Here is a 21,803-nt window from a genome sequence, read left to right on the forward strand (position 1 = left end):
AAATGGTGGGTTCCGAGAACCGGAGCGGAGCGTACTTGAAGTACGTGAGCACCGGAAGCGCAGGAATCCGCTATTTGCAGACCGGCCTCACCTGAATATCAGCACGCCTCACGCAGCGTCGGTGACCGCTTCCTGGGTGTGCATGCGCTCGACTTCCTTCGGCGTCGGCCTGGCCACTTTCGTCACGAAGACGATGACCGCCAGCGTCAGGAAGATCGCGCCGAGCACATAGGGCGCGCCGCCGAACACGACCGGCGCGGTCGGGCTCGTGAACCAGGAAAAGATCGCTGTGTAGAGCAGCGGCGTGATGATCGAGGTGATCGAGAAGATCGAGGTCATCGCGCCCTGCAATTCGCCTTGCGCCGACGGCGGCACCTTGGCGGCGGCGAGGCTCCTCAGCGGCGGATCGGCCAGCGCCTCCAGGCAGCCGGCAACGATCACCGCATAGACCATCCAGCCCTGCGTCGCGAAGGCGTAGCCGAAGGCGCCGAGCGCGGTGAAGGTCAGCCCGATCGCCGCCGTCTTCCACTCACCGAGCTTCGGAATGATCCGCGGCAGCACCGTCGCCATGATGATCGCGCCGCACAGGCCGAAGGCGCCGAGCGAGAAGCCGATCTGCTGCTGGTTCCAGCCATAGCGGTAGTTGGAGACAAACGCCCAGACCGCGGGATACATCATGTGGCCGAGCGTCATCAGGAAGAACACCAGCCCGATCCAGCCGATGCCCGGATAATTGCGCATCTGCATCAGCGTGCCGACCGGATTGGCGCGCTTCCACTCGAAGGGCCGGCGGTGTTTTTCGTCCAGCGTTTCGGGCAGGAACACCATGGCGATCAGGAAATTCACGAAGGCAAGCGCGGCGGCGAAATAGAACGGCACACGCGGCCCGAACGTGCCGAGCACCCCGCCCAGCACCGGGCCGATGACGAAGCCGACGCCGAAGGCGATGCCGAGCAGGCCGAAATTCTTAGCCCGGTTCTCATCATTCGAGATGTCGGCGATGAAGGCCGATGTCGTCGAGTAGCTGGCGCCGGAAATGCCGGCGAGCACGCGGCCGATGAACAGCATCGGATAGGACCAGGCGATGGCGCAGATCAAATTGTCGATGGAGAAGGTCAGCACCGAGGCAAGCAGGACCGGCCGGCGTCCGAAGCGGTCGCTCAGGCCGCCGATGATCGGCGCGAAGAAGAACTGCATCGCCGCATAGACGAAGAACAGCCAGCCGCCCTCGATCGCGGCCTCGCTGACGCTGACGCCGCTCAGTTCCTCAAGATAGGCTGGCAGCACCGGCATGATGATGCCGAAGCCGATGATGTCGAGCAAAAGTGTCGTGAAAACGAGCGCAAGGCCCCGCTTGGCGGTTTTCGGGTCGATCATGGTGACAAGTTCCTCATCCGCCCTGGGGGACGGGCGGATGGACCTTATAGGCGAGGTCAGCGGCCGGAACAATCCGCGAACGAACGCAAATGCCTTATGCTGACACACTTGCCAGCGGGCGCCGATCACGGATCGTCACTCGAAAAGAGGGGAAACGCCGCCTCAGATCGGACCGCTCATCGTGTTGCAGTCGGACAGCTTGCCGCTCTTGAAGCCCCGCGCCAGCCAGGTCTGCCGCTGCTGCGAAGTGCCATGGTTGAAGCTTTCCGGCACGACATAGCCCTGCATCTTCTTCTGCAGCGTGTCGTCGCCGATCTGCTTGGCCGCGTTCAACGCGCTTTCGATGTCGCCCTGCTCCAAAATGCCCTTCTGCTGGGTGAAATGCGCCCAGACACCGGCGAAGCAATCGGCCTGAAGCTCGATGCGCACCGAGAGCTGGTTGGCGTCGGCCTCGCTCATGCCCTGCCGCATCTGGTTGAACTTGCCCATGATGCCGGTGAGGTTCTGCACGTGATGACCGATCTCGTGCGCCACCACATAGGCGCGCGCGAACTCGCCAGAAGCGCCGAACTGCTGGTCGAGCTGCTGGAAGAAGGTCATGTCCAGATAGACCTTGTGATCGCCAGGGCAGTAGAACGGCCCGGCCGCCGCCGAGGCGAAGCCGCAAGCCGAGCGAACCTGGCCGCTGAACAGCACCAGCCTGGGGTCCTCGTAGATCAACCCCTGCGATTTGAAAATGCCGGTCCACGTGTCCTCGGTATCGGCAAGCACGGTCGCGACGAACTGCTTCATCTCGTCATTGGCGGGCGCGTTGCCATTGTCCTGTGTCTCGGTGATCTGGCCGCCGCCCCCGGGCAGCAGTCCGCCGTCGCCGCCACCCAGGATCTGCGACGGGTCGAAGCCGAAATACCATCCCGCGAGCACAACCAGGATGACCAGGAGGATGCTGCCGCCACCCCCGGTGCGGCCGCCGATCGGAACGCGGAACTGACCGCCGCCACCCAATCCGCCGCCACCGCCGCTGTCGCTGCGCTCGTCCTCGATATTGTCGCTCTGACGACGGCCTCTCCAAAGCATGGCAACTCCTCGCAATGCGAATGTCCTGGAGGGGCTGGCCCGCGACCGCCCCGCGCTGACAATTATCGCAACGGCCAGCCCAAGTCACAGAATTTTTCGCGCCCGAAAAATGCGCGAGGCGGAGGAGACTCCGATCGGCCGGTTAATTTCCACTCCCGATAAACCGGCTGAAAATCTCAGCTTTTCAGCTTGGCGCCGGCGCTTTTGCCGTCCGAACTTTTCGACCGTTCCTCGAAACGCGCCGCGCCCTTCTTCAGCGGATGGCCGGTCTCTGCCTCGGTCTTGCCTTCGTCGCCGGCGGCCGCCTGCCGCAATCCCCTGGCTGCCTGCTCTCCCTTGGCGGTCGGTGCCTGTTCGATGCCCATTGCTTCCTCCCTAAGCGCGATAATCGCGCGATGTGGGAGGTAATGCGGCCGGGGTGCGTAGGTTCCGCGTCAACACGCGCGATGGGAACCGGGGAGCTAAGCCTGGCGGTGAGTCATCGCTCGGCGGAAAGCATCCAGCGTTTCGGCGCTGACATGGTGCTCGATGCCTTCGGCGTCGATGCGCGCCGTCTCGGCGCTGACGCCCAGCGAGCGCAGGAAGGCTTCCACCGTCTGGTGGCGGATGCGGCTTTCCTCCGCGACCTTGCGGCCGGTCTCGGTCAGGAACACGCCGCGATAGGGCTTTCGCGAGACCAGCCCGTCGGCGCAGAGCCTGGTCAGCATCTTGGCAACCGTCGGCTGCGCGACGCCGAGCCTTGCCGCGATATCCACCTGCCGCGCCTCGTTGCCATCCTCGATCAGATCGGCGATCAGCTCGACATAGTCTTCGACCAGCGCGCTGCGGCGCGCCTGGCGCTGCTGCCGGAATCCTTCCGAATGGATTTCGGCATCGGGAAGCGGCTCCTCGCGTCGAACTGGTTTGTTCCTAAGCGCCAATATGCGCTCCTCCTGAATCGGGATCGCATCCATAGCACGAAACCCCTGATGGCCCGGCCGTTTATTTGCATTCCCGCGCGGGCGCAACCGGCGTTTCCGCCGCCCGCCCTGGAACTTGCTCCCGCGATCACGAAAGCATGATCAATGAAATATAGCATATTGCATAATGTTGAGCTGTGGCATAGATAGGAGGCACGTTCGATAATTCTAGCGGAAATCCCATGTCCGATGCCGATGCAGTAACCGTAGCCCGACCCGCATGGCGATTCGACAGGCCGGACGACGAGCAGCCCAGCCTGCGCGAGGTGAACGCCTCGATCGCGGTGCCGCGGACCGGCGTCTGGTTCCGCCGCCTGTTCGCTTTCATGGGTCCTGGCTACATGGTTTCGGTCGGCTATATGGACCCGGGCAACTGGGCGACGGACCTCGCCGGTGGCGCCCAGTTCGGGTACACGCTGCTTTTCGTCATAATGCTGTCGAACCTGATGGCGATCCTGCTGCAGGCGCTGGCCGCGCGCCTCGGCATCGCCACCGGCCGCGACCTCGCCCAGGCTTGCCGCGCCTATTATCCGCGCCCCGTCAATCTGATGCTCTGGATCGCCTGCGAGCTGGCGATCATCGCCTGCGACCTCGCCGAGGTCATCGGCACGGCGATCGCGCTGCAGCTTCTGTTCGGAATTCCGTTGATCGGCGGCGCCATCCTCACCGCGCTCGACGCCTTTCTGGTGCTGCTGCTGATGAACAGGGGCTTCCGCTATCTCGAGGCCTTCGTCGTCGCGCTGCTGATCATCATCTTCGGCTGCTTTGCCATCCAGATCTTCGTCGCCGCACCGCCGGCCGGCACGATCCTGCATTCGATGTTCGTGCCGTCGTCTGAGATCGTCACCAATCCGGCGATGCTCTACATCGCCATCGGCATCATCGGCGCCACGGTCATGCCACATAACCTCTATCTGCATTCCTCGATCGTGCAGACCCGCGCCTATGAGCGCACCGAGACCGGCAAGCGTGACGCCATCAAATGGGCGACGACGGATTCGACCATCGCGCTGATCCTGGCGCTGTTCGTCAACGCTTCGATCCTGATCGTCGCGGCAGTCGCCTTCCACAACACCGGGCATCAGGACGTTGCCGAGATCGGCCAGGCCTTCGAGCTGCTGTCGCCGCTGCTGGGCCTCAGCATCGCCTCGATCCTGTTCGCCGTCGCGCTGCTCGCCTCCGGCCTCAACTCGACGGTCACCGCGACACTTGCCGGCCAGATCGTGATGGAAGGTTTTCTGCGCTTGCGCATTCCGCAATGGGCGCGGCGCCTGTTGACGCGCGGCATCGCCATCGTCCCCGTCGTTGTCGTCACCGCGCTCTATGGCGAAAAGGGCACGGCCGAGTTGCTGGTCTTCAGCCAGGTGGTGCTCTCGATGCAACTGCCCTTCGCGGTCATCCCGCTGGTGCAGTTCGTGTCGGACAGGAAGAAGATGGGCAGTTTCGCCATACCGCGCGGCCTTGCGGCGCTGGCCTGGGTGGTGGCGGCCGTCATCCTCGTTCTCAACTTCAAGCTGCTCTACGATACCTTCGCCGGCTGATCGCGACATTCCAGCCGGACGCGCTATCTTGGCGCTATGGTCAAACCGGACGAAGCTCGCAGATTCTACGCCAGGCTAATGGCCGCGCAGGCCCGCTCGGCCGATCCGCGCATCGAGGAGGTGTTCGCCTCGGTGCCGCGCGAGGCCTTTCTCGGCCCGGGACCGTGGACCGTCTTTGCCGGAGAAGGCCGGTTCGAGACGCCGAGCGCCGACCCAAGCTATATCTATCAGAACGTGCTCGTCGTGCTCGATGCCGACAAGGGCATTAACAATGGCGAGCCGCTGCTGCATGCCATGTGGCTCGGCAAGGTCGAGCCGAAGCCTGGCGAGGCCGTCACCCATATCGGCGCCGGCACCGGATATTATACGGCGCTGCTGTCTAAGCTGGTCGAGCCGGGCGGCAGCGTCACCGCCTTCGAGATCGAGGCCGATCTTGCCGCGCGCGCCAACGCGAACCTTGCGGCTTACGACAATGTCGAAATCGTCCAGGCCGACGCCGTCGCCAATCCGCTGCCGCTATCCGACATCATCTATGTCAATGCCGGCGTCGTCGCCCCGCCCGCCGCATGGTTGGGAGCGCTGAAGCCTGGCGGCCGCATGATCTTCCCCTGGCGCCCGTCCGAAACCGTCGGCCTCGCGGTCCTCATAACCCGCCTGGAAAATGGCTTCGCGTGCCGGCCCTTCATGGGCTCCTGGTTCATTCCTTGCGTCGGCGCCTCCGCCGTCGAGCCAGGCGCGAAAATACCGACCCGCGAGCGCGCCGCGCGCACCCGCTCGATCTGGGTTAGGGAAGACAAGGCGCCCGACCGCACCGCCACCGCCGTCTTCGGCGATGTCTGGTTCTCGTCACGCACCATTAGCGCTGACAACACGCGGTAGAAATTCGCGGGGCCGTGTCGGAAAGCGGCCTTGCCGTTCGTCCTTAGCTCGAAATCCCGCCGTGACGGGCGCAGGCCAGCCAAAAGGAGAAAGACTATGCGCAAGATCATCGCCGCCACCTTCGTCAGCCTCGACGGCGTCATGCAGGCGCCCGGCGGACCGGAAGAGGATCCGGTCGGCGGCTTCGAATTCGGCGGCTGGACGTTCCATTACTTCGACGAGGTCGCGGGCACGGCGATGGAGGAACTGTTCTCCAAACCCTTCGCCCTGCTGCTCGGCCGCAGAACCTACGACATCTTCGCCGCCTACTGGCCGTATCAGAAGGATTCGATCGCAGATGTTTTCAACCCCACGACCAAATATGTAGCGACGCATCGGCCAAATTCGCTGACCTGGGAGAACACCCAGTCGCTCGGGCCCGATATCCTTGCCAGGCTTAAGGAGATCAAGCAGGAAGACGGGCCCGATCTGCTCATCCAGGGCTCCGGCGATCTGATCCAGACCTTGCTCGCCAACGGGCTGATCGACGAGATCCGGCTGATGATCTTCCCGTTGCTGCTGGGCAAGGGCAAGCGGCTGTTCGGCGACAACGCGATGCCGGCCGCCTTCAAGCTCGTCAAATCGCAGGCTACGACCACCGGCGTCATCATGGCGACCTATGAGCGCGCGGGCGAAATCCGCACTGGCTCGTTTGCCCAGCAGGAGCCTTCGCAAGCCGAGATCGAACGGCGCAGGACCTGGAAGTAGCGCCGGCGCTTTTCCTCGCCCCCGCCGAGCCGCGGGCGAGGAAGAAAACATGCTCACGCCGCCTGGCGGTAGCGCCCCAGACCTTCGCGGATATGGCTGGCGAAAGCCTGTGCGGCCGGCTGGGTGGCATGTTTCGGCAGATGCAGGTTGACGGAGAAATTCGGCAGGGCCGGAAGCCCGGCATCGGACAGGATGTCGAGATCGGCCGGCACCGTCGAGGCAAGCCAGGTGGTCACGGCGAGGTCGGAGCGCACCGTCGCGGTCGTCGCATCGATGTTGCCGTTCTCGAACACGGTGCGCCAGTCGAGCCCGTGCTCGGCAAGCGCCGCCAGCACCGCCGGCCGGAAGGCGCAGGTGTCGGCGACAATGGAAACCGGCAGCGGCCGCTTCAGGCGCGCCGAGCCGCCTCTGGCGCCGACCCAGACCAGCCGGTCGACGAGCAGGCATTCGCCGGCGCTGGGGCCGACACGCTCCTCGATGACGGCAAGGTCGATCGTGCCCGCAGCCAGGGCCGCCGCGAGTTCCGGCGACGAGGCGCAGACCAGCGATATCTCCACCTGCGGATAGGCTTCGGCATAGGCTTTCAGCACCGGCGCGAGCAGCGTGCCGACGAGATCGTAAGGCACGCCGATCCGCACCTGTCCGGCAACCGCCCCGCCCCTGATTTCGGCGAGGATCTCGTCATTGAGCTGCAGCAGGCGCCTGGCCTTGTCGAGCAGCCGCTCGCCGGAACGGGTCAGCTTCAGACGGCGGCGGTCGCGCTCGAACAGGCGTTGCCCCAGCACATCTTCCAGCCGTTTGACCTGCTGGCTGACGGCGCCTTGCGTCAGGTGGAGCGCATTGGCCGCCGCCGTCATGCTGGCCTTGTCGGCCGTCATGACGAAGGTGCGGATGAGACTCGTGTCGAGATCGCGGATCATGGCTTCCATTATATTCTCTAATGCAAACCATATCAAACATTGCATTTACTGATGCCGCCAAGCGCATAAGCATGGCGGCTCCTCGACTGGGAACCCCGCATGTCCGAAACCATCATCCCGCTGGTCCTGTTCGCGCTGATCTCGACCTCGACGCCCGGCATCGCCACGACATTGTCGACCGCCTCCGGCGCGCAATTCGGCTTTCGCCGCTCGGTGCCGCTGATGGCCGGCAGCGCGGCGGGGCTGGCGACCGTGGCGGCCGCAGGCGCCGCAGGCCTCGCCGGCCTGCTCGCCGCGGTGCCCTCCCTCCAGCTCGCCATGAAGATAGCGGGCTCGCTCTATCTGATATGGCTGGCGATCAAGATCGGCCGCAGCGGTCCGCCCAACCTCGACATCAGCATGGCCAGGCCGAACAGCTTTTTCGGCGGCGCCGGCATCCAATGGATGAACCCGAAGGGCTGGGCGATGGGGCTGGGCGCCGCCGCGTCCTTCGCGGCCCTGGCGGATGGTCCGTTGCAACTCGCGCTGCTGCTCGGCGCCGTGTTCGGCCTGGCCGCGGCTTTGTCGCTGTCGTTGTGGTGCGTGGCGGGAACCCTGCTTGCCCGCCTGCTCAAGACGGAGCGCCAGTGGCGCGCGCTGAACATCGTGCTCGGCCTGCTGCTGGCCGCCTCGATCCTGCAGATGTGGCGGCCAGCTTGAGAGAGGTCAGACGGCGTAGCGCGCCGCCGGCTTGCCGGAGAACAGGCTGCCGAAGAACTGATCCCTCGCGCCGAGATACGTCGTCAGCCCGGCCGCATCGGCAAGGCCGGGCGCGGTGACCGTCTCGCCCTGGGCGAAGCCGGCAAGCGCCGCGTCGACCAGATCCTCGGCACTCATGATCCAGTCCGGATTGATCCTGTCGAGGCTGATTCCGGAGACGTCCCACAACTCGGTGCGGATCGGCCCGGGCACCACCGACTGAACCTTCACATTGGTGCCGGCGACTTCCTTCTGCAGCGCTTCCGTGAAGTTGGCGACATAGGCCTTGGTGCCGCTGTAGATGCCGCCGACGGCGATGCCATAGGCCACCACCGAGGCGATGTTGATGATCCCGCCGCGATTGCGCTTGAGCAAGCCCGGCAACACCGCGCGAGTCAGCCTGGTCAGCGCCACGACATTGACCTTGATCATGCGCTCCGCCGTGTCGGCATCGGCATCGGCGACCGTCTCCAGGCCGGCCACGCCGGCATTGTTGATCAGCAGCGTCACGCTGTCATCCGTCGACACCGCCTGCTCGACGCGGTGCAGGTCGGCATCGACAGAGAGGTCGGCGACGATCGTATCGACCTTGCGGCCATAGGCATAGGCGAGCCTTTCCGCCACCTCCTGCAGCCGGTCGGCGCGGCGCGCCACCAGCACCAGATCGTAGCCCTGCCCTGCCAGCCGGTCCGCATAGACCGCGCCGATGCCTGAGGATGCGCCGGTGATGACCGCCGTGCCCTTGTTGTCCTTCGTGCTCATTGTCCTGTTCCTTTTGTTCGCTTCGCTGGTTCGGCGCCGATGGTCAGTTCATCCGCCGAGCCTCTGATTTCGATTAGTGGCATATGCCACTTTCACCGAAGTAGGTATATGCCACTATCTTGTCAACGGCAGCGGCAAAAACTATTTCTGAGGCAGGCTGGCGCGTCTTTGCGCCGGCAAGGAGTGATCATGACCGAAGCTCGCAAGCCTGGATTCAGCGACTGCAACAACGCCACGCTGCGCCGCGCCGCGCGCAGTCTCGGCCGCTTCTATGATGACGCGCTGGCGCCGTCAGGCCTGAAGGGCACGCAGTTCGGCCTGCTCTTTCAGATCCACATCAGCGACGAGCCGGCGATGGGCGCCATCGCCGAGGTGCTGATCATGGACCTGTCGGCGCTCGGCCACACGCTGAAACCGCTGATCCGCGACGGTTATGTCGAGACCTTTCCCGACAAGGACGACCGCCGCGTCAAGCGCGTGCGGCTGACGCCACGAGGCCAAGCCAAGCTCGACGAGGCGCTCAAGCTCTGGAGCATCGCCCAGCGGCAATTCGAGGACAAGGTCGGCACGGAGCAGGCGGCGAAGCTGCGTGCGGCGCTGGATGCTGTGGCCGATCTCGATCTGGAAATGCCGGCGGCCGCTCCTTCGAATTGAAGAAGCGGCCGTCCGTCACGCTTTCAAGCAGCTTATTCCGCCGGCATCGCGACCGGGCGCGCAAAAACACGGCCCGCCAGCACGATACCCAGGCCCACGATCGGAAACACCGCGGCGATCAGGCCGAGATCGGCCGGCGCGCCGAAGCGCAGCACGGCGGCGCCGACCACAGCGCCCAAAGCGACGCCGAAATAGAGCGCCGAGGCATTGAGCGACAAGACAATGGGCGCGGCGTCGGGCGCGATCTTGAGGATGCGGCTCGCCTGCGCCGGCGGGAAGGCCCAGCCGACAATGCCCCAAGGCACCATCATACCCATCAGCGCCGGTCCGGCGATCGAATGCGGCAGGAAGGCCGGGATCAGCGAGAAGGTGGCGAGCGTCGCGGCCGACAGCGTCAGCGACCAGGCGACGGTGCGGGTCGCGCCGAAGCGGTCGGCGGCCTGGCCGCCGGCGATATTGCCGATGACGGCGCCGACGCCGAAGGCGAGCAGCATGCCGGGCAGCGCGATCGGCGAGAGCCCGCCACCCTGAAGGGCCAAGGGCGCGATGAAGGCGAAGACGGTGAAGGCGCCGACCAGCGCAAGCGTCGTCGTCAGCAGGATCGGCATTACGCCGGGGCGAACAGCCGCCGCCAGCCTGCGCTTCAGTGGCAGCCTGGTGCCGATGATGCCGCGCGGCAGCCGCCACCACAGGATCGCGCCGGACAGCGCGCCGAGCGCGGCGATGGCGAAGAACGTGCCGCGCCAGCCGGCGACAGCTGCGACCAGGGCGCCGAGCGGCGCGCCGACGGCGACGGCCACCGTGGTGCCACCGACGACAACGGCAATGGCGCGGGCCCGGTGATGGTCATCGACCAGAGCCACGGCCGTCCCCTGCGCAGTCGCGGCGAACAGGCCGGACGAAAGCGCCATGACGATGCGGGCGATCAAAAGCAGTTCGAAGGACGAGCTCAGCGCGGCGACGATGTTGCCGATGACGAAGAATACCAGCGTCCACAGGATGACGCGCCGCCGGTCCCATTCGCCGGTCAGCGTCGCCAGCACGGGCGCGCCGATGGCGTAGGCGAGCGCGAAGGCGGTGATCAGCGAGCCGGCGAGCGGCACGGATATGCCGGCATCGGATGCAATGTCGGGAAGAAGGCTTGAGATGACGAAGCCTTCGGTCGAGATCGCAAACGATCCGAGCGCCAGCCAGAAGATCCGCTTGTCCATGGGATTTGTCCTTAGTTCAAAAGTTATTGAACAATTGGACATAACAGGGCATGATGTCAACCGAGCCGGGAGAAAATAGCTGAACCCTGCTGACAGCCCTGTGACAGGACGCGGCCGAAAGAAGAGCCTATGTCGGTCGGCAGAAAGAGGAGCCGCGTTGAAGTTCGTGCCGTTTGTGCTTAATTCTTGGTCATGAGCCTGCCCCATCCAACCGCCGACCAGATCAGCCTGCCGATCGTGCTTGCCGTGCTCGGCGACCCGACCCGGCTTTCCATCGTGCGCTATCTGGCTCGCAAGGAAGGCGTGCCGATGAACTGCAGCAAGTTTCTCGACCTCGCCTCCAAGACCAATCTCAGCTACCACCTCGCCAAGCTGCGCGAGGCGGGTGTCACGCGCAGCGAAGCGGTCGGCACCAGCCGGCTGATCACGCTGCGCCGCGACGACCTCGACAAGCGTTTCCCCGGCCTGCTCGACAGCGTGATCGCCGCGGCTGACGGCGACAAGGATCTGCCGGCGGTCGGCACCGCCGAAGTCGAGGTTTCGGCCTGAACCGCATGCGCATCGCCGTTCTCGCTGACATTCATGGCAACCTCCTGGCATTGGATGCCGTGCTCGACGATCTGAACCGGCGCGGCGGTGCCGACGTCACCGTCGATCTCGGCGACTGCGTCTCCGGCCCGCTCTGGCCACGCGAGACGATGGAACGGTTGCAGGCGCTGAAGCTGCCGACGGTGCGCGGCAACCACGACCGCCGCGTCGCGCAGGACACGGCCGACGAAACCATGTGGCCGTCCGATCGCTACGCCCAGGAACGGCTGACCGCGTCGCAGCGCCAGGCGTTGCTCGCCCTGCCGCTGACATTGGAGATCGCACCCGGTGTCACCGCCTTCCACGCCCGGCCGGACCATGACGAGAAATATCTCACCGACGCCATTGTCGACGGCCAGCTGGTGCGCGCGCCGCTGGCCGCGATCAGGCGCCGGCTGAAGCCGCTCGATCCGGCCTGCCGCCTGGTGCTGTGCGGCCACAGCCACCGTAACGAGCTCATCCGCATCCCCGGCGGTCCGGTCATCTTCAATCCCGGTAGCGTCGGCTGCCCGGCCTATGACGACGACACGCCGCCGGCGCATGTCTCGGAGCAAGGCTCGCCGCACGCCCGCTACGGCATCGTCGAGCTGGGCAAGGACGGCAGTCCCAGCCGCTTCGAGAGCATCGCCGTCGACTACGACCATGAAGCCGCCGCAAAGCAGGCGGAACAAGCGGGAAGACCGGAATGGGCGCGAGCGCTGCGGACCGGTTTTATAAAGGATTGAGCGCAGCTCATCCAGGATTGAGGGAGCTCATATCCAGGATTGAGCGCCACGTTTGAAGTGCATTGCTTATGGCCGAGGGATGAAGCGCAAAGTCACGCTCCGATCGACGCTGCTGATCGCCGCCCCTTTGTGCCTGGTCGCCCTCCCGGCCCTGGCTCAGGATGCGCCAGGCACAATCATTTCGATCATCGGTGGTCTCGCGCCGGATGATTTGCTCAACATTCGCGCTACCGCTTCAGCGGGCGGAAAGATCGAAGCGCGCCTGCCCAACGGCGCGGCGGTAAAGAATTACGGCTGCAAGGCCGTCAACAACAATCCATGGTGCAAGGTCGAGGACACGCAGGACGCCCGCATAACCGGCTGGGCGCCGGCGCGCTATCTCAGCCCCAATAACCCGGCGTCGCCCCCTGAAGACAGCACCGCTTCGGCCGCGGCTGCCGCGCCTCAGCCACCTCCCGAAGAGCCGCCGGCTGATATAGCGGCGCGCCTGGGCGGCGGCGAGCCGGCCGATCCGCCTTCCGCGACCGAGATCGTCAGGACCGCCATGCTGGACGCCTACGGTCTCGCTTTCGTGACCTCGGCGAGCACCGAATCCGATGCCCCTCCCCCGGACGCGGCCGGCGGCATTCCCTGCGCGCGCCACATCGGCCAGCCGATGACCCGCTGCGCGGTGACCGTCGCGCGCAAGGATGGCGACAGTGATGTCACGGTGACTTGGCCGGATGGCGGTGCGCGCATCATCACCTTCCATGGCGGCCAGCCGAGCAGCTCGGACTCGGCCGACGAATTCCGCTTCACCCGCGAAGGCACGCTCAACATGATCCGGATCGGCGTTTCAGAGCGCTTCGAGATCACGGATCAGCTGGCGCTGGGGGAATAGCGGGCCAACCCAAAAACCCGCATTTTCGGGGTTACATCCCGCAAAACTCTTCCCTATAAGGCCCTCCTAGCCTGATACCAGAATCGCAAGCACAACCGGCCGGGTCCTCCCCCGCCCGGTTTTTCGTGCAAGCCGCTCGCCGAACGGATTTTTCGACTATGCCAAGACGCACCGACATCAAGTCGATCCTGATCATCGGGGCCGGCCCCATCGTCATCGGCCAGGCCTGCGAGTTCGACTATTCCGGCACCCAGGCCTGCAAGGCGCTGAAGGAAGAGGGCTTCCGCGTCATCCTGGTCAACTCCAATCCGGCCACCATCATGACCGATCCGGAGCTGGCCGACGCCACCTATATCGAGCCGATCACGCCCGAGGTGGTGGCCAAGATCATCGCCAAGGAGCGCCCGGACGCGCTGCTGCCGACCATGGGCGGCCAGACGGCGCTCAACACGGCGCTCTCGCTGCGGCGCATGGGCGTGCTGGAGCGCTATCAAGTAGAGATGATCGGCGCCGACGCCCATGCCATCGACAAGGCCGAGGACCGCGCGCTGTTTCGCCAGGCAATGAGCAAGATCGGGCTGGAGACGCCGCGCTCGATGCTGGCCAACGCCACCGAGGTCAAGAACGCCGACCGCAAGACGCATGAGGCCGAGCGCGCGGCGCTGAAGGCGGAGAACCCGGAAAACCTCGATGCCGCGCTCGACGCGCTGGAGACCCGCTGGAACCTCGGCGAAGGCGACCGCAAGCAGCGCTATATCAGCCATGCCATGGCGATCGCCGCCCAGGCGCTCGACCATGTCGGCCTGCCGGCGATCATCCGCCCCTCCTTCACCATGGGCGGCACCGGCGGCGGCATCGCCTACAATCGCGCCGAATTCTACGACATCGTCCAGTCCGGCCTCGACGCCTCGCCCACCACCGAGGTGCTGATCGAGGAAAGCGTGCTCGGCTGGAAGGAGTATGAGATGGAAGTCGTCCGCGACAAGGCGGACAATTGCATCATCATCTGCTCGATCGAGAACCTCGACCCGATGGGCGTGCACACGGGCGATTCAATCACCGTCGCCCCAGCCCTGACGCTCACCGACAAAGAGTATCAGATGATGCGCAACGCCTCGATCGCGGTGCTGCGCGAGATCGGCGTTGAGACCGGTGGCTCCAACGTGCAGTTCGCCGTCAACCCGGCCGACGGCCGGCTCGTCGTCATCGAGATGAACCCGCGCGTCTCGCGCTCTTCCGCCCTTGCCTCGAAGGCTACCGGCTTCCCGATCGCCAAGGTCGCGGCCAAGCTCGCCGTCGGCTACACGCTGGACGAGCTGGAGAACGACATCACCGGCGGGGCGACGCCGGCCTCCTTCGAGCCGACCATCGACTACGTGGTGACGAAGATTCCACGCTTCGCCTTCGAGAAGTTCCCCGGCGCCGAGCCGGTGCTGACCACCGCCATGAAGTCGGTGGGCGAGGTGATGGCCATCGGCCGCACCTTCCAGGAATCCCTGCAGAAGGCCTTGCGCGGACTGGAGACCGGCCTGACCGGCCTGGATGAGATCGAAATCCCCGGCCTCGGCCATGGCAGCGCCGCCGCCAGCCATGCCGACGACCGCAACGCGATCCGCGCCGCGCTCGGCACGCCGACGCCGGACCGGCTGCGCATGGTAGCGCAGGCGATCCGCATGGGCACGTCGCTCGAAGACGTGCACGCCATGTGCAAGATCGACCCGTGGTTCCTCGAGCAGATCGCCGGCATCATCGCCATGGAGGAGCGCATCCGCGAGCACGGCCTGCCGCAGGATGCCGTCAATCTGCGCATGCTGAAGGCGATGGGCTTTTCCGACGCCCGCCTCGCCTCGCTGACCAAGACCGATGCCGAAGTCGTCCAAAAGGCTCGCGAAAAGCTCGACGTTCACCCGGTCTACAAGCGCATCGACACCTGCGCCGCCGAGTTCGCCTCGCCTACCGCCTACATGTACTCGACCTATGAAGTGCCCTTCGTCGGCGAACCCGCCAACGAAGCGCGCGTGTCGGCGCGCAAGAAGGTCGTCATCCTCGGCGGCGGCCCGAACCGCATCGGCCAGGGCATCGAGTTCGACTATTGCTGCTGCCATGCCGCCTTCGCGCTGCGCGACGCCGGCTATGAAGCGATCATGGTCAACTGCAACCCGGAGACGGTCTCGACCGACTACGACACCTCCGACCGCCTCTATTTCGATCCGCTGACGGCGGAGGACGTGCTGGAGATCCTGCGCGCCGAGCAGGCCTCGGGCGAGCTGGTCGGCGTCATCGTCCAGTTCGGCGGCCAGACGCCGCTGAAGCTGGCCGACGCGCTGGAGAAGGCCGGCATCCCGATCCTCGGCACCTCGCCCGACATGATCGACCTCGCCGAGGACCGCGACCGCTTCCAGAAGCTGCTGCACAAGCTCAACCTCACCCAGCCGAAGAACGGCATCGCCTATTCGGTCGAGCAGGCGCGCCTCGTCGCCGGCGAGCTCGGCTTCCCGCTGGTGGTGCGCCCGTCCTATGTGCTCGGCGGCCGCGCCATGCAGATCATCCATGATGAAAGCATGCTGCAGACCTACCTGCTCGACACCGTGCCCGGCCTTGTGCCGGAGGACATCAAGCAGAAATACCCCAACGACAAGACCGGCCAGATCAACACGCTGCTCGGCAAGAACCCGCTGCTGTTCGACACCTATCTTTCGGGCGCCATTGAGGTCGACGTCGACTGCCTCTGCGACGGCAAGGAGACCTTTGTCTCCGGCATTCTGGAGCATATCGAGGAGGCCGGTATCCATTCGGGCGATAGCGCCTGCTCGCTGCCGACGCATTCGCTGCACCCGGACTTGGTCGACGAGCTGGAACGCCAGACCGCGGCGCTCGCCCGCGCGCTCAATGTCGGCGGCCTGATGAACGTGCAATACGCCATCCAGGACGGCACGGTCTATGTGCTGGAGGTCAACCCGCGCGCCTCGCGCACCGTGCCCTTCGTCGCCAAGACCATAGGCCGTCCCATTGCGAAGATCGCCGCACGCATCATGGCCGGCGAGACGCTGGAGAACGCCTTCGCCCATTACGGCGCCATGCCCGACCCGCGCAATCCCGGCCACATCGCGGTCAAGGAAGCCGTCTTCCCCTTCGCCCGCTTCCCCGGCGTCGACATATTGCTCGGCCCGGAGATGCGCTCGACCGGCGAAGTCATGGGCCTCGACCGCGACTTTGCGCTGGCCTTCGCCAAGAGCCAACTCGGCGCCAATGTCGACCTGCCCCGCTCCGGCACGCTGTTCGTCTCGGTCCGCGACGAGGACAAGAAGGGCATCCTGCCGGCGGTCAAGCGTTTGGCGGAACAGGGTTTCAAGGTGCTCGCCACCTCCGGCACCGCCCGCTTCCTCGCCGAGAACGGCGTGACGGCCGAGAAGATCAACAAGGTGCTGGAAGGCCGCCCCCACATCGAGGACGCCATCCGCAACCGCCAGGTCCAGATCGTCTTCAACACCACCGACGGCCAGAAGGCGGTGTCGGACTCGAAGTCGCTAAGGCGCGCGACGCTGATGCAGAAAGTGCCGTATTACACGACGCTGTCGGGCGCGGCTGCGGTGGCGGAAGCGATTGCGGCACTGCGGGCGGGGAACCTGGAGGTACGGCCGCTGCAGGAGTATTTTAGTTAAATGTTGAACCTGGAGAATTATAACCTCAAATAGGATTTGTTTATCACGCAATACTCCGTCTCAGACCTAAATCCTCTCATTGCCTCAATGATGAAGTCTGACGACAATATGAACTCGTCTTTTGTCACCGTGATAGACTCGCCATGAGCAATCTTATTTCTGACGCCCAAAACGTTCTTATCTAAATAGTCCGGATCCGGTACAACTTTCTTTGGATCAATTTTGATTAGCTTACAAATTTCAGAAAGTCTCTCATAGTTGAGGTTGCCGCCGGTTGCGATCCCTCTATCCTTGAAATTGCGAAACTGGCCATTCTCCAGCGCTTTCCAGTCAGAAATCAACGCCAACCGACTACTCAGATCCCCAGAGGCGGTAGCGTATTTGCGAAGGATTCCGCCGATTTCTGCCGCCAGGAATTCGTCAACCAGCAAAGACATCTTCATTTTCCTGACGGCGACGTACTTACGTAAGCTTCCCCCACAAATTTAACGTAGCCTTCCCAATGCGCATAGAGCAAGGCAATACCAGCTTTCCTAAGTGCAACGTCGTAACCACCGCCAACGGTAGACGTTACCTTTCTAAGATCACTTATCTCCTTAAGGCGCCAATTGAAATCCTCAGTAACATAGGAGCTAAATGTATCTTCTGATACGAATTTGCTCATGATCTAAAAACCAACTATGGCCGGAAAAACAGTGCACCAAATGGCAATGTCGATTGAAGTCTACGACTACCCGAAACTCCGGCTTTCGAAAACTCAGATACTTCAGGTTGCGCCCAGAAGCCTTTAATTCGGTCGAGTACAAACGCGACTGGATTGGGCCTTTTTAGTATCGAATCAAGGTTGCGGGCCACACCTATTGCAACAGACTCAAGCGCAACTTGGCCTACCTGACCTGTGAACGTTTGTTTGACAGGATCGTACCGACGCAACGCGTCATTGCCCGCAGCCTCGAATAGTAAGTCGAAAGTGTTATTAAAAGTCGACGTCACTTCTCCAATAGAGTCATCACTATCGGCGATATAAATAATCTTCTTATCAATATATTCTTCCACGTCGAAAGACGGGTCAAAATTATCTCTCAAAAATCCAACAAATCTCGTAACAAACTCCATAGGCTTTTGAATCTTTCTGCCCGCTCCTGTTATTCGGCTTACCCGTCGGAAGCTATCCAGTTGAGACATATCCTCAAGAACGTGAAAAAATTCCTCGCTTGCCATAATGACAGCGCAATTTCTAATCTCTTGCGGGGTTGCTATCGATCCACCGCTGTTAAGCCTTTGGAACAGATCGTACTTAGTGTGCGCGTCGCTCGGCCGTTTTAAAATTTGGAGATTGAGACGAGCTCTCTTAAATTCAAATTGCATAGGTCTCGGCAATTCCTGTTGGTCCCCAACGGCAACATCGCGAATTCGGTCGGATTCCGTCCAAACGACGTTGTCAAAAGAAGGAAGATATATGGTAGACGTCATATGCGAGGGAGGTTGCAATTTCCATGTCTTGGCGTCTCTGAGGACGCCCATGAACTCAAATATCGTAGATATCCTCTGAAGGCCGTCTATAAGCTCCCAGCTTCCTATCTTTGTCTCAAAAAGAAATATCGGAGGTATCGGAATACCGAGAAGTATCGATTCGACAAGTTTTGATTTTTGATGCTGCTCCCACCTGAACAACCTTTGAAATACCGGATTTATGGTCAATTCTTTATTTTCATACATACTGGCAAGCTCACCAATAGACATACTGAGCGAGTCAGTTCTAACTTGGCGCTGAGCTCTCTCCAACTGAATTTCAAGAGACATATTTCTACTCTTTTCCGAAGGGTTGCAATTCCGATGACAGTCAGATGCCACCGCAAGACGTCAAATCAGATGCGACAATACATCAAACCAAGGATGTTCAATATTGCTTATCGCTAGCCGCGAGGACTACGAGCTCACGCCACCGCCACACACTCAATCTCAATATCGAACTCCATCGGCCAAGACGCCACCGGCACGAAACTGCGCGCTGGCGGGTTGGTCGCAAAGTACTTCGCATAGACCCGGTTGATGGCATTGTAGAAGCCGGAATTGACGGCGTAGATGCGCACCATCACCACCTTGTCCAGCGAGGTGCCGGCCGCTTCCAGGCAGTGTTTGAGCGCCTTCAGCGAAGCCTCGGTCTGGGTTTCGATGTCGCCGCGCACCATCTCGCCGGTCACCATGTCGGCCGGCGGCGTCGCCGAGATGAATACGAAGCCGTTGGCCCGCACCGCCGTCGAGCACGGCAGCCCGAGCGCGCGCACCTTTGCCGACATCACCGGCACTTCGATGACTTCCTTGTCCATGGTGGTCCTCCCTGATTTGCGAGGGAGCTTATCGCGGCAGCGAGGGAACGCCAGCCCCCCCTTCCCCCCTTGTGGGCGGGCGGTTCGGCATTTGCCGGTGGAAAGTGCCCAGCGTAGCGTTCCTTCGCCCCCCTCTCTGTCCTGCCGGACATCTCCCCCTCAAGGGGGGAGATTGGCAGCTTCGGCGCCTCGCCCTTCCTGCAACGTTGGAGATTGGCGAAAGCCGGCGTGACAGCTGATCTCCCCCCTTGAGGGGGTTGAGGAGCGGTCCGCGCAGCGGACGGAAAGCCAATTGCTTGGCTTTCCGAGCGACGAAAGCCCTGAGCGACAGCGAAGGGCCGGACAGTCCGGCAGGACAGAGAGGGGGGCCTCGCACCGGCACTGGCCGATTAGCTTCGCCCAAACCCCTCACTGATGCGCGACCGCCAGTTCCTTCGCATGCTTTTCGTGCATCTTGAGCACCGGCAGGGTCTTCTTGGCGAATTCCTTCAGCGCCGGGTCGTCGCCGGAATTGGCGTAGGTGGAAAACAGCGCAACCGCATCCTTATGCGCATCGGTCTGCATCTTGATGTATTTGGCGTCGAAATCCTTGCCGCTGGCGGCCTTCAGCTCATCGAGCATCTGCTGCTCCTTCGGCTGCAGCCCCGGGCCGGCGGGCTTGATCGACGCGGTGGTCTGGCCCTGACTGAGCGCGGCCTTGAAATCCTCGCCGGCCTTTGTGTGATCCTTGATCATATCGGCGGCGAAAGCCTTGACGTCGGCCGACGCCGACTTCTCCTCAGCCAGCTTGCTCGACTGGATCTCGAATGCGTTGGCGTTGGGCACGGTCGTGACGAAAGTCTGGGTGTCGACCTTATTCTGGGTCACCATCGGTCCCACGGCATCCGTATTGGTGTCGTTCGATTGGGTGAACGCAGCGGGCGTGCCGGCAAGAAGCGCGACGGCGACCAGGGGCAGCAGCGTTTTCATCTCAAAACTCCGATCCGAACAGCCCCTCCGCCTTCCCCAACGCGGCATCCGCGTTGGGGTTGCCTGAAAAGGCCGACTGGCAGAACGCCCGCCCTCGCCATCAGTGGCAGTGCGTAGCAGCCGCCTGCCCGGCATATTGCAGCTGCTCATCCCAGTCCGGCCGGCCTTCCGGCGTGAAATCCATCAGGTTCCACAGGATCTCGCAGGTGCCGATGGCGCGGGGGTCTTGTCCAGGCTCGGACGGCGCGAAGCCAAGCTCCGACGACCAGAAATGGCGGACGCCGTCGGCATCGCGGTGGAACACTGAAAGCAGCGGTATCTGCGCGCCCTCGGCAGTCTCGGAATTGTAGTCGCGCTTGAAAGCGTTGCCGGCCGACGAGACGAGCCGCATGTTTTTCCAGCCGCGGTCGCGGCCGAGCGCCGTCAGATTGTCGAGCCCGGTCTTCGCCACCACGGCGAAGTTGAAGCCCGCTGCCTCGAGATGGCTGACCGCGCCGTCGAACTGGTCGAGCAGCGCGGTGCAGGACGGGCATGGCTGGTCCTGCCGGGCCAGTTTCGCCGTCGCGCCGCTCGCGGCCACATCGCGCGTCTCCTGCGGATGGCGCGGGAACATCATCTGGTAGAGGATCAGCGAATCCTTGCCCGGCGCAAAGAGGTCCGGAAGCTTCACCTTCGCCGGCCGGCCCTGGCCGTCGAGGGCGTCGAACACATAGTGCTGCGGCACCAGCCCGCCCTGCGGCAGAGCGCGTCTCGCCTCGGCCACCGCCTCCATGGCGCGGCGCAGCTCGATTTCCTTGCGCAGCAGCTTTTCGCGGGCCGTGCGGTATTTGGCGGATTCATTGGGAAAGGTGATCATGATCGTCTCCTTGGCCGTCGCCGGCGTCCCGGCGCGGGTTGTTCTACGACCCAAGGACGTGTCGCCTGCATCGGTTCCGACATTCCGGCGCAAGCTCCTGAACTGCCTCAGCCCTTCACCCCGCCGGCGGTGAGGCCGGAGACGATGCGGCGCTGGAAGATCAGCACCAGCACCACTAGCGGGACGGTGACGATCACCGAGGCGGCCATGATGTTGCCCCAGGGGATCTCGAATTGCGAGTTGCCGGACAGAAGCGCGATCGCCACCGGCACGGTGCGCTGCGTGTTGGTGGAGGTGAAGGTGAGCGCGAAGAGGAATTCGTTCCAGGCGCTGATGAAGGCGAGCAGCCCGGTGGTGGCGAGCGCCGGCCACATCAGCGGCAGGAAGATGCGCGTGAGGATGATCCAGGGCCCCGCGCCGTCGAGGATCGCCGCTTCCTCGATCTCGACGGGCAGGTCGCGCACGAAAGTGGTGAGCACCCAGACCGTGAACGGCAAGGTGAAGATCATATAGGACAGGATGAGCGCCAGGAGCGAATTGTAGAGATGCAGCGCCCGGATGATCTCGAACAGCCCGGCAAGCGCGGCGACTTGCGGAAACATCGAGACGGACAGGATGGCGAGCATCAGCGCCGAGCGCCCGCGGAAGCGGATGCGCGCCAGAGCGTAAGCCGCCGTGACGCCGAGCAGCAGCGAGATCGCGACGACCGCGCCGGAGACGACGAGCGAATTGACGAGGTTGCGCAGGAAGGGCCCTTCGGTCAGCACGTTGCGGTAATTGGCAAGGCTGAACGATCGCGGCCAAAGGCCCGCCTGGAACAATTCGGTTTCCGATTTCAGGCTGGTGACGATGGCGTAGTAGAACGGAAACACCGCGACGAAGACGATCGCAAGAAGCAGCAGATAGAAGACGGCGCGCTTCAGCATTT

The 21,803-nt window shown here is 63.3% G+C and carries 22 protein-coding genes; 9 read left to right on the plus strand and 13 right to left on the minus strand.

Going from position 1 to position 21,803, the window contains the following annotated elements:
* Positions 1-108 precede the first annotated feature (108 nt).
* The 4 genes from EJ068_RS05530 to mntR all read right to left on the minus strand — a co-directional run bounded on the left by EJ068_RS05530 (position 109) and on the right by mntR (position 3,374).
* Positions 109-1,377: a TCR/Tet family MFS transporter gene (locus tag EJ068_RS05530; protein ID WP_128315043.1), complete on the minus strand. Its 1,269-nt coding sequence runs from the start codon at positions 1,375-1,377 to the stop codon at positions 109-111.
* Positions 1,378-1,539: 162 nt separating this feature from the next.
* Positions 1,540-2,454 (minus strand): neutral zinc metallopeptidase, encoded by a 915-nt coding sequence (locus EJ068_RS05535; RefSeq protein WP_127252899.1) that lies wholly within the window; start codon positions 2,452-2,454, stop codon positions 1,540-1,542.
* Between the two features lie 176 nt (positions 2,455-2,630).
* The gene (locus EJ068_RS05540; protein WP_127252898.1) at positions 2,631-2,819 is read right to left on the minus strand and encodes a hypothetical protein; all 189 of its coding nucleotides are present in this window, start codon (positions 2,817-2,819) and stop codon (positions 2,631-2,633) included.
* Between the two features lie 96 nt (positions 2,820-2,915).
* A complete protein-coding gene (gene mntR / locus EJ068_RS05545; RefSeq protein WP_042647014.1) occupies positions 2,916-3,374 on the minus strand; it encodes a manganese-binding transcriptional regulator MntR in 459 nt (152 codons plus the stop codon).
* 221 nt (positions 3,375-3,595) lie between these two features.
* On the opposite strand from mntR, the gene EJ068_RS05550 reads away from it, so the two are divergent.
* The 3 genes from EJ068_RS05550 to EJ068_RS05560 all read left to right on the plus strand — a co-directional run bounded on the left by EJ068_RS05550 (position 3,596) and on the right by EJ068_RS05560 (position 6,580).
* On the plus strand, positions 3,596-4,954 hold the full coding sequence (locus tag EJ068_RS05550; RefSeq protein WP_127252897.1) for an Nramp family divalent metal transporter: 1,359 nt from the start codon (positions 3,596-3,598) through the stop codon (positions 4,952-4,954).
* A 36-nt stretch (positions 4,955-4,990) separates the two neighbouring features.
* Positions 4,991-5,833, plus strand: a complete 843-nt coding sequence (locus tag EJ068_RS05555) for an rRNA adenine N-6-methyltransferase family protein (RefSeq protein ID WP_127252896.1) — start codon at positions 4,991-4,993, stop codon at positions 5,831-5,833.
* Between the two features lie 96 nt (positions 5,834-5,929).
* The gene (locus tag EJ068_RS05560; RefSeq protein WP_127252895.1) at positions 5,930-6,580 is read left to right on the plus strand and encodes a dihydrofolate reductase family protein; all 651 of its coding nucleotides are present in this window, start codon (positions 5,930-5,932) and stop codon (positions 6,578-6,580) included.
* Between the two features lie 53 nt (positions 6,581-6,633).
* On the opposite strand, the gene EJ068_RS05565 is transcribed toward EJ068_RS05560, so the two are convergent.
* The gene (locus EJ068_RS05565) at positions 6,634-7,500 is read right to left on the minus strand and encodes a LysR substrate-binding domain-containing protein (RefSeq protein WP_129554991.1); all 867 of its coding nucleotides are present in this window, start codon (positions 7,498-7,500) and stop codon (positions 6,634-6,636) included.
* 99 nt (positions 7,501-7,599) lie between these two features.
* Here EJ068_RS05565 and EJ068_RS05570 point away from each other — a divergent pair, with 99 nt between their 5' ends.
* Positions 7,600-8,199: a LysE family translocator gene (locus EJ068_RS05570; RefSeq protein ID WP_127252894.1), complete on the plus strand. Its 600-nt coding sequence runs from the start codon at positions 7,600-7,602 to the stop codon at positions 8,197-8,199.
* 6 nt (positions 8,200-8,205) lie between these two features.
* On the opposite strand, the gene EJ068_RS05575 is transcribed toward EJ068_RS05570, so the two are convergent.
* Entirely contained in the window at positions 8,206-9,000 is a 795-nt protein-coding gene (locus EJ068_RS05575; protein WP_127252893.1) for an SDR family oxidoreductase, read from the minus strand.
* A gap of 189 nt (positions 9,001-9,189) precedes the next feature.
* On the opposite strand from EJ068_RS05575, the gene EJ068_RS05580 reads away from it, so the two are divergent.
* Entirely contained in the window at positions 9,190-9,654 is a 465-nt protein-coding gene (locus EJ068_RS05580; protein WP_128315462.1) for a MarR family winged helix-turn-helix transcriptional regulator, read from the plus strand.
* Positions 9,655-9,686: 32 nt separating this feature from the next.
* Here EJ068_RS05580 and EJ068_RS05585 read toward each other — a convergent pair whose 3' ends face one another.
* Positions 9,687-10,865 (minus strand): MFS transporter, encoded by a 1,179-nt coding sequence (locus EJ068_RS05585; protein WP_126081736.1) that lies wholly within the window; start codon positions 10,863-10,865, stop codon positions 9,687-9,689.
* Positions 10,866-11,057: 192 nt separating this feature from the next.
* Here EJ068_RS05585 and EJ068_RS05590 point away from each other — a divergent pair, with 192 nt between their 5' ends.
* The 4 genes from EJ068_RS05590 (at position 11,058) to carB (ending at position 16,720) form a co-directional block, all read left to right on the plus strand.
* The gene (locus EJ068_RS05590; protein WP_126081735.1) at positions 11,058-11,414 is read left to right on the plus strand and encodes a helix-turn-helix transcriptional regulator; all 357 of its coding nucleotides are present in this window, start codon (positions 11,058-11,060) and stop codon (positions 11,412-11,414) included.
* Between the two features lie 5 nt (positions 11,415-11,419).
* Positions 11,420-12,178, plus strand: coding sequence for a metallophosphoesterase family protein (locus EJ068_RS05595; RefSeq protein ID WP_127251248.1), 759 nt, complete (start codon positions 11,420-11,422; stop codon positions 12,176-12,178).
* A gap of 79 nt (positions 12,179-12,257) precedes the next feature.
* Positions 12,258-13,058 carry an SH3 domain-containing protein gene (locus EJ068_RS05600; RefSeq protein ID WP_127251249.1) on the plus strand — a complete coding sequence of 267 codons (801 nt, stop codon included), beginning with the start codon at positions 12,258-12,260 and terminating at the stop codon, positions 13,056-13,058.
* Positions 13,059-13,216: 158 nt separating this feature from the next.
* A complete protein-coding gene (gene carB, locus EJ068_RS05605) occupies positions 13,217-16,720 on the plus strand; it encodes a carbamoyl-phosphate synthase large subunit (protein WP_127251250.1) in 3,504 nt (1,167 codons plus the stop codon).
* A gap of 17 nt (positions 16,721-16,737) precedes the next feature.
* Here the strand turns inward: carB and EJ068_RS33615 are convergent, their stop codons facing one another.
* The 6 genes from EJ068_RS33615 to EJ068_RS05635 all read right to left on the minus strand — a co-directional run bounded on the left by EJ068_RS33615 (position 16,738) and on the right by EJ068_RS05635 (position 21,801).
* Positions 16,738-17,163 (minus strand): MAE_28990/MAE_18760 family HEPN-like nuclease, encoded by a 426-nt coding sequence (locus EJ068_RS33615; RefSeq protein ID WP_348527551.1) that lies wholly within the window; start codon positions 17,161-17,163, stop codon positions 16,738-16,740.
* 235 nt (positions 17,164-17,398) lie between these two features.
* Entirely contained in the window at positions 17,399-18,523 is a 1,125-nt protein-coding gene (locus EJ068_RS05615; protein ID WP_128315396.1) for a DUF262 domain-containing protein, read from the minus strand.
* A 134-nt stretch (positions 18,524-18,657) separates the two neighbouring features.
* A complete protein-coding gene (locus EJ068_RS05620; RefSeq protein ID WP_127251253.1) occupies positions 18,658-19,050 on the minus strand; it encodes a RidA family protein in 393 nt (130 codons plus the stop codon).
* 408 nt (positions 19,051-19,458) lie between these two features.
* Positions 19,459-20,019, minus strand: a complete 561-nt coding sequence (locus EJ068_RS05625) for a DUF4142 domain-containing protein (protein ID WP_127251254.1) — start codon at positions 20,017-20,019, stop codon at positions 19,459-19,461.
* A 100-nt stretch (positions 20,020-20,119) separates the two neighbouring features.
* Entirely contained in the window at positions 20,120-20,875 is a 756-nt protein-coding gene (locus tag EJ068_RS05630; RefSeq protein WP_127251266.1) for a DUF899 family protein, read from the minus strand.
* Between the two features lie 107 nt (positions 20,876-20,982).
* Positions 20,983-21,801, minus strand: a complete 819-nt coding sequence (locus tag EJ068_RS05635; protein WP_189342156.1) for a carbohydrate ABC transporter permease — start codon at positions 21,799-21,801, stop codon at positions 20,983-20,985.
* Between the last annotated feature and the right edge of the window lie 2 nt (positions 21,802-21,803).

It is taken from the genome of Mesorhizobium sp. M2A.F.Ca.ET.043.02.1.1 (assembly GCF_003952405.1).
Taxonomy (GTDB): Bacteria; Pseudomonadota; Alphaproteobacteria; order Rhizobiales; family Rhizobiaceae; genus Mesorhizobium.

Bases quoted from the DNA above. Each gene is read 5' to 3' on its own strand.
- EJ068_RS05590 (WP_126081735.1), top strand. From the start codon at position 11,058: ATGAGCCTGCCCCATCCAACCGCCGACCAGATCAGCCTGCCGATCGTG.
- EJ068_RS05535 (WP_127252899.1), bottom strand. From the start codon at position 2,454: ATGCTTTGGAGAGGCCGTCGTCAGAGCGACAATATCGAGGACGAGCGC.
- EJ068_RS05595 (WP_127251248.1), top strand. From the start codon at position 11,420: ATGCGCATCGCCGTTCTCGCTGACATTCATGGCAACCTCCTGGCATTG.
- EJ068_RS05570 (WP_127252894.1), top strand. From the start codon at position 7,600: ATGTCCGAAACCATCATCCCGCTGGTCCTGTTCGCGCTGATCTCGACC.
- EJ068_RS05580 (WP_128315462.1), top strand. From the start codon at position 9,190: ATGACCGAAGCTCGCAAGCCTGGATTCAGCGACTGCAACAACGCCACG.
- EJ068_RS05530 (WP_128315043.1), bottom strand. From the start codon at position 1,377: ATGATCGACCCGAAAACCGCCAAGCGGGGCCTTGCGCTCGTTTTCACG.
- EJ068_RS05550 (WP_127252897.1), top strand. From the start codon at position 3,596: ATGTCCGATGCCGATGCAGTAACCGTAGCCCGACCCGCATGGCGATTC.
- EJ068_RS05620 (WP_127251253.1), bottom strand. From the start codon at position 19,050: ATGGACAAGGAAGTCATCGAAGTGCCGGTGATGTCGGCAAAGGTGCGC.
- EJ068_RS05540 (WP_127252898.1), bottom strand. From the start codon at position 2,819: ATGGGCATCGAACAGGCACCGACCGCCAAGGGAGAGCAGGCAGCCAGG.
- EJ068_RS05585 (WP_126081736.1), bottom strand. From the start codon at position 10,865: ATGGACAAGCGGATCTTCTGGCTGGCGCTCGGATCGTTTGCGATCTCG.
- EJ068_RS05625 (WP_127251254.1), bottom strand. From the start codon at position 20,019: ATGAAAACGCTGCTGCCCCTGGTCGCCGTCGCGCTTCTTGCCGGCACG.
- EJ068_RS05555 (WP_127252896.1), top strand. From the start codon at position 4,991: ATGGTCAAACCGGACGAAGCTCGCAGATTCTACGCCAGGCTAATGGCC.
- EJ068_RS05630 (WP_127251266.1), bottom strand. From the start codon at position 20,875: ATGATCACCTTTCCCAATGAATCCGCCAAATACCGCACGGCCCGCGAA.
- EJ068_RS05635 (WP_189342156.1), bottom strand. From the start codon at position 21,801: ATGCTGAAGCGCGCCGTCTTCTATCTGCTGCTTCTTGCGATCGTCTTC.
- EJ068_RS05575 (WP_127252893.1), bottom strand. From the start codon at position 9,000: ATGAGCACGAAGGACAACAAGGGCACGGCGGTCATCACCGGCGCATCC.
- carB (WP_127251250.1), top strand. From the start codon at position 13,217: ATGCCAAGACGCACCGACATCAAGTCGATCCTGATCATCGGGGCCGGC.
- EJ068_RS33615 (WP_348527551.1), bottom strand. From the start codon at position 17,163: ATGAAGATGTCTTTGCTGGTTGACGAATTCCTGGCGGCAGAAATCGGC.
- EJ068_RS05615 (WP_128315396.1), bottom strand. From the start codon at position 18,523: ATGTCTCTTGAAATTCAGTTGGAGAGAGCTCAGCGCCAAGTTAGAACT.
- EJ068_RS05560 (WP_127252895.1), top strand. From the start codon at position 5,930: ATGCGCAAGATCATCGCCGCCACCTTCGTCAGCCTCGACGGCGTCATG.
- EJ068_RS05600 (WP_127251249.1), top strand. From the start codon at position 12,258: ATGAAGCGCAAAGTCACGCTCCGATCGACGCTGCTGATCGCCGCCCCT.
- EJ068_RS05565 (WP_129554991.1), bottom strand. From the start codon at position 7,500: ATGATCCGCGATCTCGACACGAGTCTCATCCGCACCTTCGTCATGACG.